The organism is Streptomyces litmocidini, assembly GCF_014649755.1.
GTDB lineage: Bacteria > Actinomycetota > Actinomycetes > Streptomycetales > Streptomycetaceae > Streptomyces > Streptomyces litmocidini.
The window spans coordinates 1-1,018 of sequence record NZ_BMTQ01000067.1; the positions used below are offsets into that span (position 1 = coordinate 1).

General features: G+C 42.6%; 1 protein-coding gene. It reads left to right on the forward strand.

Features of this window, described 5'->3' with window-relative positions; all coding sequences use genetic code 11:
* Window positions 1–935 (forward strand): ribulose-bisphosphate carboxylase large subunit (locus IE180_RS37935; protein WP_190161118.1); only part of this gene is annotated, 935 nt, incomplete at its 5' end.
* Window positions 936–1,018 lie beyond the last annotated feature (83 nt).

A 1,018-nucleotide genomic window follows, 5' to 3' on the forward strand; every position in this document is an offset into this window, starting at 1 on the left:
TATTAGGATGTACTATTAAACCTAAATTGGGGTTATCCGCTAAGAACTACGGTAGAGCAGTTTATGAATGTCTACGTGGCGGGCTTGATTTTACCAAAGATGATGAGAATGTGAACTCCCAACCATTTATGCGCTGGAGAGACCGTTTCTTATTTTGTGCCGAAGCAATTTATAAATCACAGGCTGAAACAGGTGAAATCAAAGGGCATTACTTGAATGCTACTGCAGGTACATGTGAAGAAATGATCAAAAGGGCCGTGTGTGCTAGAGAATTGGGAGTTCCTATCGTAATGCACGACTACTTAACAGGTGGGTTCACTGCAAATACTAGCTTGGCTCATTATTGCCGAGATAATGGTCTACTTCTTCACATCCATCGCGCAATGCACGCAGTTATTGATAGACAGAAGAATCATGGTATGCACTTTCGTGTACTAGCTAAAGCTTTACGTATGTCTGGTGGAGATCATATTCACGCTGGTACAGTAGTAGGTAAACTTGAAGGAGAAAGGGACATAACTTTGGGCTTTGTTGATTTACTACGTGATGATTTTATTGAAAAAGATCGAAGCCGTGGTATTTATTTCACTCAAGATTGGGTTTCTATGCCAGGTGTTCTGCCCGTAGCTTCGGGGGGTATTCACGTTTGGCATATGCCTGCTTTGACCGAGATCTTTGGAGATGATTCCGTACTACAATTCGGTGGAGGAACTTTAGGACACCCTTGGGGAAATGCACCGGGTGCCGTAGCTAATCGAGTAGCTTTAGAAGCATGTGTACAAGCTCGTAATGAGGGACGTGACCTTGCCCGCGAGGGTAATGAAATTATCCGCGAGGCTAGCAAATGGAGTCCTGAACTAGCTGCTGCTTGTGAAGTATGGAAGGCGATCAAATTTGAATTCGACGCAGTGGATAAATTAGATAAACCAGCTTGATAAATCAAATTTGAATTCGAAGCAATGGATACTTTGTAATCCAGTAATTACTGTCGGTTTGTTGAATTGCAATTAAACTCGGC